The 13,082-nt window shown below is 56.5% G+C and carries 10 protein-coding genes; 5 read left to right on the top strand and 5 right to left on the bottom strand.

The window, feature by feature from the left end; translation table 11 throughout:
• Positions 1–286 precede the first annotated feature (286 nt).
• From VIL80_RS10590 to panC, 5 genes are all read right to left on the bottom strand, one after another.
• The gene (locus VIL80_RS10590; protein WP_332036085.1) at positions 287–1,579 is read right to left on the bottom strand and encodes a serine hydrolase domain-containing protein; all 1,293 of its coding nucleotides are present in this window, start codon (positions 1,577–1,579) and stop codon (positions 287–289) included.
• Between the two features lie 149 nt (positions 1,580–1,728).
• On the bottom strand, positions 1,729–3,951 hold the full coding sequence (locus VIL80_RS10585; protein ID WP_332036084.1) for a TonB-dependent receptor: 2,223 nt from the start codon (positions 3,949–3,951) through the stop codon (positions 1,729–1,731).
• Positions 3,952–4,082: 131 nt separating this feature from the next.
• A complete protein-coding gene (locus VIL80_RS10580; protein ID WP_332036083.1) occupies positions 4,083–4,778 on the bottom strand; it encodes a Crp/Fnr family transcriptional regulator in 696 nt (231 codons plus the stop codon).
• Between the two features lie 263 nt (positions 4,779–5,041).
• The gene (gene panD / locus VIL80_RS10575; protein ID WP_332036082.1) at positions 5,042–5,428 is read right to left on the bottom strand and encodes an aspartate 1-decarboxylase; all 387 of its coding nucleotides are present in this window, start codon (positions 5,426–5,428) and stop codon (positions 5,042–5,044) included.
• A 12-nt stretch (positions 5,429–5,440) separates the two neighbouring features.
• Positions 5,441–6,289 (bottom strand): pantoate--beta-alanine ligase, encoded by an 849-nt coding sequence (gene panC / locus VIL80_RS10570; RefSeq protein ID WP_332036081.1) that lies wholly within the window; start codon positions 6,287–6,289, stop codon positions 5,441–5,443.
• A 227-nt stretch (positions 6,290–6,516) separates the two neighbouring features.
• Between panC and VIL80_RS10565 the strand changes: the two genes are divergently transcribed.
• From VIL80_RS10565 to VIL80_RS10545, 5 genes are all read left to right on the top strand, one after another.
• Positions 6,517–7,212 (top strand): DUF6515 family protein, encoded by a 696-nt coding sequence (locus VIL80_RS10565; RefSeq protein WP_332036080.1) that lies wholly within the window; start codon positions 6,517–6,519, stop codon positions 7,210–7,212.
• Between the two features lie 315 nt (positions 7,213–7,527).
• Positions 7,528–9,450, top strand: coding sequence for a biosynthetic arginine decarboxylase (gene speA, locus VIL80_RS10560; RefSeq protein ID WP_332036079.1), 1,923 nt, complete (start codon positions 7,528–7,530; stop codon positions 9,448–9,450).
• 454 nt (positions 9,451–9,904) lie between these two features.
• Positions 9,905–11,104 (top strand): saccharopine dehydrogenase family protein, encoded by a 1,200-nt coding sequence (locus tag VIL80_RS10555; RefSeq protein WP_332036078.1) that lies wholly within the window; start codon positions 9,905–9,907, stop codon positions 11,102–11,104.
• 64 nt (positions 11,105–11,168) lie between these two features.
• Positions 11,169–12,362 (top strand): carboxynorspermidine decarboxylase, encoded by a 1,194-nt coding sequence (gene nspC, locus VIL80_RS10550; protein ID WP_332036077.1) that lies wholly within the window; start codon positions 11,169–11,171, stop codon positions 12,360–12,362.
• A 390-nt stretch (positions 12,363–12,752) separates the two neighbouring features.
• A partial coding sequence (locus tag VIL80_RS10545; protein ID WP_332036076.1) for an arginase family protein occupies positions 12,753–13,082 on the top strand: 330 nt, incomplete at its 3' end.

Raw genomic sequence — 13,082 nt, 5'->3', positions numbered from 1 at the left:
ACTTCGATGTCGTTGAGACCGCGGCTGTTGGCAATCAGGTCTGCCATCAGTTCATTGGGGACGGCGGCGTGGGAACCGACGAAAATCCTGCAACCGCTTTTTAGCAGCTGCGTCCAGGGGATTGGATCGCCTGTTTTCGGGTGGGTCAGGGATGACATACAGGAAAGCTGGCCTCCATTCGACTCTCGACATAGTAAGCAAGAGCCTTGGGAGCCGCAACCGAGCACTTATGACGGCCCGCAGCACGTTAATGAAACGCTTAACGGGCCGAACAACCAACTCCCTGTCAGATTTTCTCCACTGCCATCGCTATGGTGCGAGCAGCTCTCTCCATCGGAATCGGAGAAAAGCCATTGGCGAACCAGGCAACAACAAGGTCCTTGTCCGGAGACACATACAACCCCTGCCCGTTCATTCCCCCTTTGTACAGATCACCATCGTTGAATACGGCGTCCCATTGGTAGGCGTTGGCTTTTGGGGGCTCACCAAATAACTTTTCCAGCTTCGGACCGAGTACACCTTTGCGGTAATTTTCCGGCCGTCCACCTGTGCGAATGTCGTTTAGGGCCCTCTGCGAAACCAATCTCTTCTCGGATACGGCGCTCCAGCTCGGGGTATACAACATACCGAATTTGGCCATATCCACCAGACGCGAAGAAATCAGTCCGTGAATGATTGCGTTGCCCTGGGGACTCAAACCTATCTGGGCATCGCCTTCCATACCAACTTGCATCCAGATTCGCTCAGCAACCACATCTGCAAGCCGCCGCCCCGTCACTGCCTCAATAATCAAACCCAACATTTGCGTGTTTGCGGAAGAGTACTCAAAGCCCGTCCCAGGCTCGTGTAACTTGCCGATCGCAAACAATGCTTCATTGTGGGTTTTCAGTTCGCCATCGACATTCGGCAACCCCGCCTCAGCCATCATAAAGCGCGCAAACCCGGAGTTCGGATTGGCCCGCTGCTCTGGCCCCTCCTCCAGGTCCAGGCCAGTCTGCATGTTTAGCACATCAATCAGCTTGATGTTTTCCCACTCAGTGCCAATGGATTCCGGCAGGTAGTGCGCAATTGTTTTCCGCACATCGAGCAAGCCCTCTTCCTCTAGCTGCGACATCAGCAGACTTGCTACCGGCTTCGCGTTGGACATCCACACATGATTATCGAACGGGCGCATGCCCGGATACAATTCATAAACTACCTTGCCACGATGGATTACCATCACTCCCTGCAGGGGGGAATCCATCGCCGTCACCAGCGAATGAAATTCTCGAGTTTGATCCTGCCAATTGATTTCGAGTGATCTCAGCCACGACTGAGGGGATCGCGCCAGATTCGCGACCGATCCGGCGCGATAAATGGTTGCATGCGGAAACTTTTCCGCCAGATGCAAATAGGAGTAAGCACCCGCAGGGGTCACCGTCAAAAACTTTGGCAGTGCCCAATCCGCGCGAAGCTGATAAGCAGTATTAGCATCATAGCCATCTGCGGCTTCACGCAGATATCCATTGTCGCCATCTGCCGATGCGCCACTCATCGCAACCAATAATCCAGCGCAACATGTTTGCAATATTCTTTTCATGATCGGTACCACTCAAAAATCCGAGGGATGCATTCAATAAAATTCCGCGAATCAGGAACCCAAACTGCCTGTAAAGAAATGGGCTATTGATCCTAACAAGACCAATAGCCCGGCCCTATTGATTTTACGAAGGCCCCGTTTCGTCAGATTTAGAAGCGGTACTTCGCTTCCACACCGTAGGTTCGCGGCATCGCGTATCCCGCGACGTAAGTACCAAGGAAGTCGCGGTAGCTGTAATTCATGTGATCGCTGTCCGCCAGGTTGCGGCCCCACAGATACACTTCCCACTTGTCGGCATCATCCAACAAACCGACCCGGGCGTTGATCAAGTCAAAGCTTTCCATGCGATCAAAATTCACATCGACGACGCCGTTGCTGAAGCCGTCATTGTTGCTGGGGTTGATGTAGCGTTCAGAGGTGTAGCTGTAATCCGTGCGCAGGAGCACGGTTGCTGCCATTGCGGGTATGGGAATGTAGTACTGGATACCAACAGAAGCCGTGGTATCCGGGGCATACGGCAGGTCATTGCCAGAAGCATCCGCGCCATTGTCGCCGCCACCAGGGAAATGCTTGAAGCGGGCATCCAGCAGGCCTAGCGCCGCCGTCAACTGCAGGTTATCGGTGGCCACATAGGTAGCCTCCAGCTCAGCCCCTCTGGTCTCCACTTTTGCTGCGTTGGTAATCGTCAGCGCGGTGCCACCGCCACCCAGCTCGATGTACTGGTTTACCTGATAGTCATCGAACACGGAATTGAACAGCGCTGCATTTAGCCGCAGGCGGCGCTCCAGCAGTTCCGCCTTGTAACCCAGTTCGTAGCTGACCACTGACTCGGTGCCGAATTCAATATCGGTAGGGCTGCCGGTAAACTGATTGGCATTGATAAAGTCGAGATTGTAGCCACCACTTTTGACCCCGGTTGAGGCGCGGGCGTAGACAAAATTACTGTCGTCCAGCGAATAGTTCAGGCTGATTGTGGGTGAGAAATCGCGGTCGGTGCGAGAGTCCTGCACTTTGCCGGTGGCAATATTGAATACACCGGACGCACTGCCGTCGATAGCCCAGTCAACATCTTTGGTTTCCAGTGAATAGCGGAAACCAAAGCCCAGATTCAGGCGATCGGTCAGGTCGTAATTACCATTGGCAAAAATCGCGTAGCTTTCGGTATCGACAGTGCCGCCATAGGCAACCGCGGTGGAGGAAGGGATCAACCCCAACAAGCCAGCATGCGCCCCTGCCAGTGCGTAACGTTCGGTATCGCTATCCTGCGCGTAGTAATAAAACCCCACCACATAGGACAAGGCTGCATCGGCGGGTGAGGTCAGCTGGAATTCCTGGGTGAACTGATCATAGGTATCGTGATAGGCGGTATTCACCAGGTCCAGCTCGGTAAAATCCACATCGGTGCCGTAAATCATATCGGTACTGCGAAAAGCGGTAATCGATGTGAAAGAGAATCCGCTATTCAAATCGTAATCTACCGTGGCCGAGGTACCCCAGATCTCTTTGTCTTCCGGCACGGTGCGGTTTTGATACATTTCGTATTTGTTATTGCCGTCGACCGGGTACCGAGACGCAAACACATAAGTGAGAGGTTCGCCGTTGAATCCCCAGCGATCCTGCGCCATATAATCGGCGGCGAGGTTAACCGTCAGGTTATCCGCCAGGTCCGAGCGCAACATGACACGTCCGGAGGTGGAGTCGCGGCCATTCACCTCGTCGCCGTTGTACAGATTCTTGATATAACCATCGCGGTCAGTCTTGTTCAGGCTGAGCGAAACAGCGGTGGCGTCCGACACGGGCAAATTGCCGCGAACCTGAAATTCACGGTTGTTGAAATTGCCGATATTGATCCCGAGATCCAGCTCCTGTTCGTTGCCGGGCTTGCGGGAAATCAGGTTCACTGCACCTGCGACGGTGTTTTTCCCAAACAGGGTGCCCTGGGGGCCGCGCAGCACTTCCACGCGCTCCAGGTCCAGCAAGCCCTGGTTCACCGCTGGTGACTGACCGAGGTAAACCCCATCCAGGTATACCCCTACGCGAGTATCAAAGCCGATGTTGCGGCTATTGGCACCCACACCGCGTATGGTGATACGGGACGAGAAGTCGCTGTCCTGGCTGATCTGGATATTGGGAGCCATCTCGCCAAGGTCTTTGACCTCTTTGATGCCACTCTGCTCCAGTGAGTTGGCACTCAATGCAGCGATGGAGATAGGGACTTCCAGTGCGCGCTCTTCGCGCTTCTGCGCAGTGACTGTCACCTCTTCAAGAGTCGCATTCTGCGCTGCCGGGGAGATGCAGGGAATCAGTGTGGCGCCGCCAATCGCCAGAGCCAGCAGGCGACGTGGAGGAATCGCAGTAAAACGGGTTTTCATCGGCACTTTCTCTCAGCTCATTATTGTTATCTGTAGATTTGTCGAGGCATTCCCCCGACAACTGTGCTCGATGCTAATACGCCCACTCCGGGCATAACTGTCCGAATTCGGACACTCCGGAAAGATCCACCTCAGCTCTTGGCGAGCAATCCCTCCAGTGCGCCACAATCATGAATGGTGATACTGCCGTAACCCAGACTAACCCAACCCGCTTTTTCCCACAGTTTCAGCTCCTGATTAATGCGCTGGCGCGTTGCGCCGGCCAGCAGCGCCAGCTCCTCCTGCGATACGCTCAGGGTGACGCCACCAGCGCCAACACGGTATTCGCTGTAGCCCGTTGCCAAATCGAGCAAGCGAATCGCCAATCGCTCTGGCAGCGAGCGAATCAGGCTGGCCTCAAGCATGCGCAGTGCGCTGCGGTAGCGCTTGCACACCTGGCGTATAAAGTGACGATAGAGATTCGGTTGCGCATCCAGTAGTGCATGAAACTTGTCTCTGGGGACGAACAGCAGCTGCGCATTCCCCCTGGCAACAGCATCACTCGGCCTTGGGCTGCCATCGAACACGGATATTTCACCCAGCCAGCTGCCTCTTTCCAGGATACCCAGAACCGCGCACTTGCCCTCTTTGCTGATGATTTGTGCCACCACCGCACCCTGCAACACGGCATAAAGCCCATCCGGCTCATCGCCTTTTCCATACAAATACTGGCCATCGGTAAAATTTTTTACCTTTCCGTCAGCAATCACCTGCGCTATGACGTCATCGGGTAAGCCCTGAAACCAGTGACTATCCAGCAATATTTGCTGTATGCGTTCGCGTTCCACAAACTGCGCTCCATTCCTATCGAGTGCACCTATCTTACAACCGACCGCGTTAAAGGCGTCTGAATTGAAAATGCGCACGGACGTGCCCGACACGGTCACCGATCAGATTAGGGTCTTAGTGGATGTGTGAAAAGAGACACGCAGGAGCGCAGCCTTAACGGCTTTGCCAGGGAAGCCGGCAACGACAGGAATTCATGAGTGAATAGGATGGAGTCTGGAGCAACGGCAGGACGCCGCTGCTCCGGAAGCCGTAGTGAGGGAGGTCAGGCTTCGGCCATCTGGACCGGGATGGTGTTGGCACTGCGCTCAACCCGGTTCTTCTCATCCAGGTAAACCAGCTTAGGCTTGAACTGATCGGCCTCGGACTCCGTCATCTGCGCATAGGCCGCAATAATGATCCGATCCCCCACCTGAACGCGACGCGCTGCGGCCCCGTTCATGGAGATGATGCCCGAGCCGCGCTCGGCAAGGATCACATAGGTGTGGAAACGCTCGCCGTTGGAAACGTTGTAGATATCAATTTTCTCGAACTCGCGCAGCCCCGCCAGCTCCACCAGGTCTTCATCGATCGCGCAGGAACCGTCGTACCAGAGTTCCGCCTGGGTCACCGCCGCCATGTGCAACTTGCCCTTCAGCATCTCGATTTGCATACCCGCCTCCCGTTACATACTCAGAGAAACATTGTCGATCAGCCGTGCGGCGCCGGTGTACATCGCCCCCAGCAGCGTGATCTCACGGTCGTCGTGTGCCGCCGGTTGCAGGTCGCGGCTGTTGCAGATGGAGAAATAATCCACCCGAAAGCCCGCGTTCTCGATGCGGTTTTTTGACTCCGCTTCCAGCGCGGCAAAATCCCGGCGCCCGTTTTCGATTTCCCCACGCGCCCAGTTCAGGGTCTGGTTCAGGATCGCCACCTTCGGCCGCTCCTCCTCGGTGAGATAGCCGTTGCGGGAACTCATCGCCAGGCCATCGTCCTCGCGGTGCACCGGCGCCGCCACGATCTCTACCGGTATGCACAGGTCTTCCACCATGCGGCGGATAACCGCCAGCTGCTGGAAGTCCTTGATACCAAAGATCGCCTTGTCCGGCTGCACGATATTGAACAGCTTCGCCACCACCGTGGTCACCCCCTCGAAGTGTCCCGGGCGGCTGGCACCGCACAGCACATCGGTCATCGCCGGGCAGATTACCTTGGTCTGCAGGTCCATACCGTTGGGATAGATTTCGCTTTCGTCCGGGTGGAACAGGAAGTCGCAGTTGGCGCCGCGCAGGCGCGCCATGTCCTGCTCCATGGTGCGGGGATACTTGTCCCAGTCTTCGTTCAGACCGAACTGGAGCCGGTTGACGAAAATGGACACGACCACCACGTCACACAGGGTCTGGGCACGCTTGACCAGTTCGATATGCGCATCGTGCAGGTTGCCCATGGTGGGCACGAAGCCGATGGTCTTGCCGTCGCGCCGGGCCGCCTTCAGCGCCTCGCGCAGGCTGGCCACATGGTGAAAGACTTGCATTGTCGGGAATCCGCCAGAGGTTGCTACGCGCGGCATATTACCCCCCGGCGCGAGTGGGAACAAATGCGCAATAAGCCACAAAAACCTCGGTCTGATTCGGTTTTTCGTGCACTGATTGGCAAAACACTTGTTGCGGTTCAGGAAGGATTCAGTGTGAAGGGCCCAGAATGGCTCCCACAGTAAGCGAAAACACACCGAAGCCGCCCTGACGGCTGTGGAGAGCGACCATGAAAACACTGACCTCAGCCTTTATCGCCGCCAGCCTGCTTTTCAGTGCTGCCCCGGCACTGGCGGACAGAGATGACCGCCACCACACCAACGACCACAGCCGCAAAATCGCGCAGCAACAGCATAACCGCAACGATCGTCGCGATGATCGCCGCGAAGACCGCCGGCAAGCGCGCCGCGAGGACCGCCGGGAAGATCGACGTGACGACAGACGCGATGAGCGCCGCGACCATCGCAATGACAGGGACGATCACAAGTTCGTCAAATATGTGGGCTACGACCAGCGTTACGACAAGAACCGCCACGACCATGGACACGGGCACAATTATCGCGGCAACGGGTACGGGCATGATCACCATCGCCCCTACCGCCCGGTGAAGCTGGCGCACAAGCACCGCTACCGCCCGTCGCACTACGGCTATGGCTACCGCTGGACGCGCCTGCCCAGATCTTACGTGAGCATCACGTTCGCCGGCCTCGGCTACTACTTCAGTGACGGCATTTTTTACCGTCCCTATGGCCCGGGGTATGTCGTAGCCCAGGCGCCAATCGGTGCCTTTGTGCAGGCCCTGCCAGGCACAGCGGTAAGTGTCAGCTTTAACGGCTTCAATTACTTCGTGGCTTACGACACTTACTACCGCTGGGACAACCACCGTCACGGCTATCTGGTTGTCGCCAACCCCGGATTTATTTGATCTCCAAGCGCACAGACTTCTCACAGGAAGGATTGTCACATCCAACCCCAACAACCGAATTAAAATTCGGTTATTCCCCAGGCGACTCTCGCGAGTCGCCTTTTTTATTTGTGGCGCCGAAGACTCTTTCTATAAATATGTTAGCTTTTCGGTTCTATAGTTTAATTTGAACTAAAAAACTGAATAAAAATTTAGTTTCATCCTTTAAAAAACGGCCATTTTTCTTTTCTATAGTTATTGCTTTCCACATACTCAGGCCCCAAGATTCGCGCCCCTGATTATCCCTACCGTCCCTCATTTCACGAACGAGGCGCCATGAAACAGCAACAGATCGAAAACTGGACCTGCGAAGACTCCGCAGACCTCTACGGCATCCGCAACTGGGGTGCCGGCTATTTCAATTTGAACGACTCCGGTGAGATCACGGTTGAGGTAACAAACAGCGCCGGCACGACGCATTCCGTATCACTGATGGACATCGCCCACGGCGCCAATGAGCGCGGACTGGGCATGCCTCTGCTGGTGCGTTTCGAAAACCTGCTGGAAGCGCAGGTCGCACGCATCAACAATTCTTTCCGCAGCGCCATCGAGAGCTGCGGCTACCGCAACAAATTCCGCGGCGTGTTCCCGATCAAGGTGAACCAGCAGTGCCAGGTGATCGAGGAGATCGCCAAGGTCGGTCGCCAGTTCGGCCACGGTCTGGAAGCGGGCAGCAAGGCGGAACTGATTGCGGCACTGTCGATCCTCGACAACACCGAAGCACTGATCGTGTGCAACGGTTACAAGGATGAGGAGTTCATCAACCTGGGACTGCAGGCCCAGCGTCTCGGAGTACAGGTTTTCTTTGTGGTGGAGACCCCCTCCGAGGTGGACACCATTATCCGCTGTGCAGAGCGCGAGCAGGTGGAACCTAACATCGGCGTGCGTGTGAAGCTGGCGAGCAAGGTGGGCGGCTATTGGAATGCCACCAGTGGCGACCGCAGCATCTTCGGTCTCGGCAGTAACGACCTGATTGCAATGGTCGACAAGCTGCGCGACCACAACATGCTGCACTGCCTGAAGCTGCTGCACTACCACCTGGGTTCACAGGTGCCGAACATCCGCGATATCCGCACCGGTGTGCTGGAAGCCTGCCGCTACTACGCGGACCTGGTGGAAGAAGGCGCCGCCATGGGCTTCCTGGATCTGGGCGGCGGCCTGGCGGTGGACTACGACGGCTCCAAAACCAACTACACCCACTCCAAGAACTACTCCCTGGATGAGTACTGCGTGGACGTGGTGGAAGCCATCATGGGCACCATGGACAGTGAGGGCGTGGAGCACCCGGTGATCATTACCGAGTCGGGGCGCGCGACGGTAGCCTATTCGTCGGTGCTGCTGTTCAACATTCTGGACACCACCAGTTTCGAGCCCATTGAACTTGAAGACGACCGCATCGGCGAGGATTCGCACCCGATGCTGAAGTACCTGCAGCACGCGCTGAAAAACGCGGCGACAAAGAACCTGCAGGAGAGCTACAACGATGCGCTCTACTATCGCGATGAGATTCGCGCGCTGTACCTGCACGGGCAGGTGAGCCTGAGGGACCGCGCGCTGGCGGAGAACCTGTTTTTGCAGTGTGCGCAGAAAATCCGCAAACTGCTGGATGAAGTGGAAGAGGTGCCGATGGACCTGCAGGCTTTGCCTGAGGTGCTGTCCGACATTTACTACGCCAACATGAGTGTGTTCCAGTCGCTGCCGGATATCTGGGCGATCGACCAGCTGTTCCCGCTGGCGCCGGTACACCGCCTGGATGAGGCGCCGACCCGGTCGGCGATCATTGCGGATATTACCTGCGACTGCGACGGCAAGATCGACCGTTTCATCGACCGCCAGGAGGTGCGCAAGACGCTGCCGCTGCATGCCCTGAAGGATGGCGAGGAGTATATCCTCGGAGCCTTCCTGGTCGGCGCTTACCAGGAGACCCTGGGCGACCTGCACAACCTGTTTGGCGATACCAATGTGGTGAGTGTGCACATCGAGGAAGACGGCCATGTGAATTACAGCCGTGAAATCCACGGTGATAGCATTGCCGACGTGTTGAGCTATGTTGAGTACTCGCCGCAGGATCTGTTCGAGCGTTTCCGCAAACTGGCGGAGAGCGCGGTGAAGAGTGGCAGAATTACGGCGCAGCAGCGCAAGGAAATTTTGCACACTTATACGGCGAGCATGAGTGGGTATACCTACTTCGAGAAGTGATTCTTGAGGTTGGGAGTTATGTAAGGTGGTTTGGCGAGTAGCCTCCACCTTGTTGCTAGGGCGGCGGAGATCGAGTTCTACCGCTGGTCCGGTGGCGGCAAAGCGCTGGGTATCTGTTTTCAAAACCGCTGCAAGTACATCCATGTAAGCTGCGTCGGCGACATCCCTGTCGCCGACGCTTTTGAAAACAGATCCCCATCACTCCGCCTTAACTTTAAATTTCAGCACTTCGTAGCGATGCACCTTGTTGCCCGTATCGAAGTACGCAATTTAATGCGAAGGGCATGTTGCCGGGATTTATTTGCGGGACCGTCTGCGGCCTGGATGGCCGCAGCCGAGCCCCCAGGGATGGGTTCACGGCGTGTCCCGCAAACAAATACCGGCAACAGGCCCGCCCGGTAACCATCTAGTGGGGGCCCTAACCCCATTAGCACCCAAAAAAAGGGAGAAAAAAATGGCCAACGTTCTGATTGTCGGCGCCGGTGGCGTCGGTCAGGTGGTAGCACACAAGTGTGCGCAAGTAGAGGAAGTGTTCGAGAACATTACCCTCGCCAGCCGCACCAAAGCCAAGTGCGACAAAATCGCCGATATGCTGCCGCGCAAAATCGACACTGCGGAAGTGGACGCCGATAACGTGAGCGAAATGGTCGCGCTGATCGAGAAGGTCAAGCCCGACATGGTCATCAACGTGGCACTGCCCTACCAGGACCTGCACATCATGGATGCGTGCCTGGAAACCGGCGTGCACTATCTGGATACCGCCAACTACGAACCGCTGGACGAGGCCAAGTTCGAGTACAGCTGGCAGTGGGCCTACCAGGACAGATTCGAGAAGGCCGGTCTGATGGCACTGCTCGGCAGCGGCTTCGATCCGGGTGTCACCAGCGTGTTTACCGCCTACGCGAAGAAGCACCACTTCGACCGCATCAAGACCCTCGACATCCTCGACTGCAACGCCGGCGATCACGGCCTGCCGTTTGCGACCAACTTCAACCCGGAAATCAACATTCGCGAAATTACCGCGAACGGTCGCTACTGGGAAAACGGTCAGTGGGTTACCACCAAGCCGATGGAAGAAAAGCGGGTATTTTCCTTCCCCGAAGGCATCGGTGAAAAAGACCTGTACCTGCTGTACCACGAGGAGCTGGAGTCCCTGTCCAAGCACTTCCCGGAGATCGAGCGCGCGCGCTTCTGGATGACCTTCGGTGCCAGCTACCTGAAGCACCTGGAAGTGTTGCAGAACGTGGGTATGACTGGCATCGAGCCTATCGAATTCCAGGGCCAGCAGATTGTTCCGATCCAGTTCCTGAAGGCGCTGCTGCCCGACCCGGCAAGCCTCGGCCCGCTGACCAAAGGCAAGACCTGTATTGGCAACATCATCAAGGGCACCCCGCAGGGCGGTGGCGAAGACAAGATCTACTACGTCTACAACATCTGCGACCACCAGGAGTGCTACAAAGAAGTCCAATCCCAGGCAATTTCCTACACCACCGGCGTACCGGCGATGATCGGTGCCAAGATGATGATGGAAGGCAAGTGGATGAAGCCCGGCGTGTGGAACATGGAGCAGCTGGACCCAGATCCCTTTATGGACGACCTGAACAAGTACGGCCTGCCCTGGCAGGAGACCTGGCTGGACAAGCCGTTCGTCTAAGACCGCCAATCCCGGGCCGCAAGGCCCGGGATTTTTGCCAATTGAAGCTGTAAGAAAAATTGTTATGGATCTGACGCCCCGCAAAGACTACTTCGGCGAATTTGACCCCAGCCGCGTGCCCACCCCCTGCTTCGTGGTGGATGAAATCGCCCTGCGCGACAACCTCGAAGTGCTCGCCGATGTGCAGAAACGCAGCGGCGCCAAGGTACTGGCCGCGCTGAAAGCGTTTTCCATGTTCAGCATCGGGCATATTGTTGCGGAATACCTTTCCGGTACCTGCGCCAGCGGGATTAACGAGGCCAAGCTCGGGTTCGAGGAGTACGGCGGCAAGGATCTCGGCAAAGAGGTTCACGTGTTCAGCGCCGGCTACAAGGAGCAGGAGCTGAAGGAAATCCTCGAGTTCGCGCACCATGTAATTTTCAATTCGTTTTCGCAATGGAAGCGTTACAAGTCACTGTGCCTGGAAGCTCAGAAAAAGCGCCCGGAACTGCAATTCGGCCTGCGCATCAATCCTGAACATTCCGAAGGACACACGCCGATCTACGATCCCTGCGCGCCCTGCTCGCGCCTGGGTATCGTGCGCTCGCTGTTTGACGGCGAAGACCTCACCGGTATCAGCGGCCTGCATTTCCACACTCTGTGCGAACAGGATTTCAAACCGCTGGAGCGCACCATTGCGGCCGTCGAGGAAAAATTTGGCGATCTGATTCCGCAGATGGAGTGGATCAACTTTGGCGGCGGCCACCATATCACCCGCTGTGATTATCAGGTGGAAGAACTGATTGCCGCGGTTAAAGCGTTTTCCGACAAGCACGGTGTGCAGGTATATCTGGAACCCGGAGAAGCGGTAGCGCTATTCTGTGGCGTGCTGGTGGGCGAGGTTGTGGATCTGACCTGGAATGGTAAAAACCAGGCGATTCTGGATGTTTCTGCCACCTGCCACATGCCGGATGTGATTGAGATGCCGTACCGCCCGGAAATCACCGGCGCTTCGCTGCCGGGCGAACTCCCACACAGTTACCAGCTGGGCGGGCAGAGCTGCCTCGCCGGCGACCGCATTGGCGAATATAGCTTTGCGGACCCACTGAAAATCGGCGACAAAATCGTGTTTGAGGAAATGGCCTACTACACCATGGTCAAGACCAACACCTTTAACGGCATTCCGCTACCCTCGATTGCCTTGTGGAATTCCGATACCGATGAGCTCAGGCTCATTAAAGAATTTGGTTACGAGGACTTTAAGGGTCGTCTTTCCTGATTTGTTTATAGTCCGCCGCTTCTCGCTTAGTAGCAGGCGCGGTGGCGGGAAAGCACCGGGTACAGGTTTTCGGGACCGCTGTGAACCCATCCCTGGGCGCTGCGGCGCAAACATCCTGTTTGCGACGCTCCCGAAAACCTGTACCCGGCACTTTCCCTTAGATTCCAATTTAATTACTTCGTAGTACCGTTCGAGTGGGGCTACGAAGATATATACATGATGCGAAGGCCGAGTGCCGGGGATCTGTTTTCAAAAGCGTCGGCGACAGGGACGTCGCCGACGCAGCGTACAGGGATGTATTCACAGCGGTTTTGAAAACAGATACCCGGTGCTGGGCCGCCACTAGAGGTTCTATAGGACCACTCAACCTAGAAGCACCAGGCCAAAACTATGCACACCGAAGACCCCAACATTTTCCTCGGCTCCGAAATCGAACAACCGAAACCGGAAGAAGCCCTGTTCCACGTCCTGCCAATCCCCTACGAAGAAACCGTCTCCTACGGCGGTGGCACCGGCAAGGGCCCGGCGGCGATTATCGAAGCCTCCCACCAGCTGGAAACCTTCGACAACTTCTCCTCGCCCTGTGAGCTCGGCATCTACACCCGCGAAGCGGTGGATGTCAGCGGTCCGGCCGAGCAGGTGATGGAGAATATCGCCAGCGCCACCCGCGAAATCCTGGCCATGGGGAAAATGCCCGTGGGCATCGGCGGCGAACACTCG

Origin of the sequence: Microbulbifer sp. (assembly GCF_036563125.1) — a bacterium.
Lineage (GTDB): Bacteria > Pseudomonadota > Gammaproteobacteria > Pseudomonadales > Cellvibrionaceae > Microbulbifer.
The sequence above is the reverse complement of the archived record's forward strand: the minus strand, read 5'-3'. Positions and strand labels throughout refer to the sequence as shown.

What these genes read in the sequence shown, in the direction of transcription:
- VIL80_RS10590 (WP_332036085.1), bottom strand. Translation starts at nt 1,579, where the DNA reads ATGAAAAGAATATTGCAAACATGTTGCGCTGGATTATTGGTTGCGATG.
- VIL80_RS10585 (WP_332036084.1), bottom strand. Translation starts at nt 3,951, where the DNA reads ATGAAAACCCGTTTTACTGCGATTCCTCCACGTCGCCTGCTGGCTCTG.
- panD (WP_332036082.1), bottom strand. Translation starts at nt 5,428, where the DNA reads ATGCAAATCGAGATGCTGAAGGGCAAGTTGCACATGGCGGCGGTGACC.
- panC (WP_332036081.1), bottom strand. Translation starts at nt 6,289, where the DNA reads ATGCAAGTCTTTCACCATGTGGCCAGCCTGCGCGAGGCGCTGAAGGCG.
- VIL80_RS10565 (WP_332036080.1), top strand. Translation starts at nt 6,517, where the DNA reads ATGAAAACACTGACCTCAGCCTTTATCGCCGCCAGCCTGCTTTTCAGT.
- speA (WP_332036079.1), top strand. Translation starts at nt 7,528, where the DNA reads ATGAAACAGCAACAGATCGAAAACTGGACCTGCGAAGACTCCGCAGAC.
- VIL80_RS10555 (WP_332036078.1), top strand. Translation starts at nt 9,905, where the DNA reads ATGGCCAACGTTCTGATTGTCGGCGCCGGTGGCGTCGGTCAGGTGGTA.
- nspC (WP_332036077.1), top strand. Translation starts at nt 11,169, where the DNA reads ATGGATCTGACGCCCCGCAAAGACTACTTCGGCGAATTTGACCCCAGC.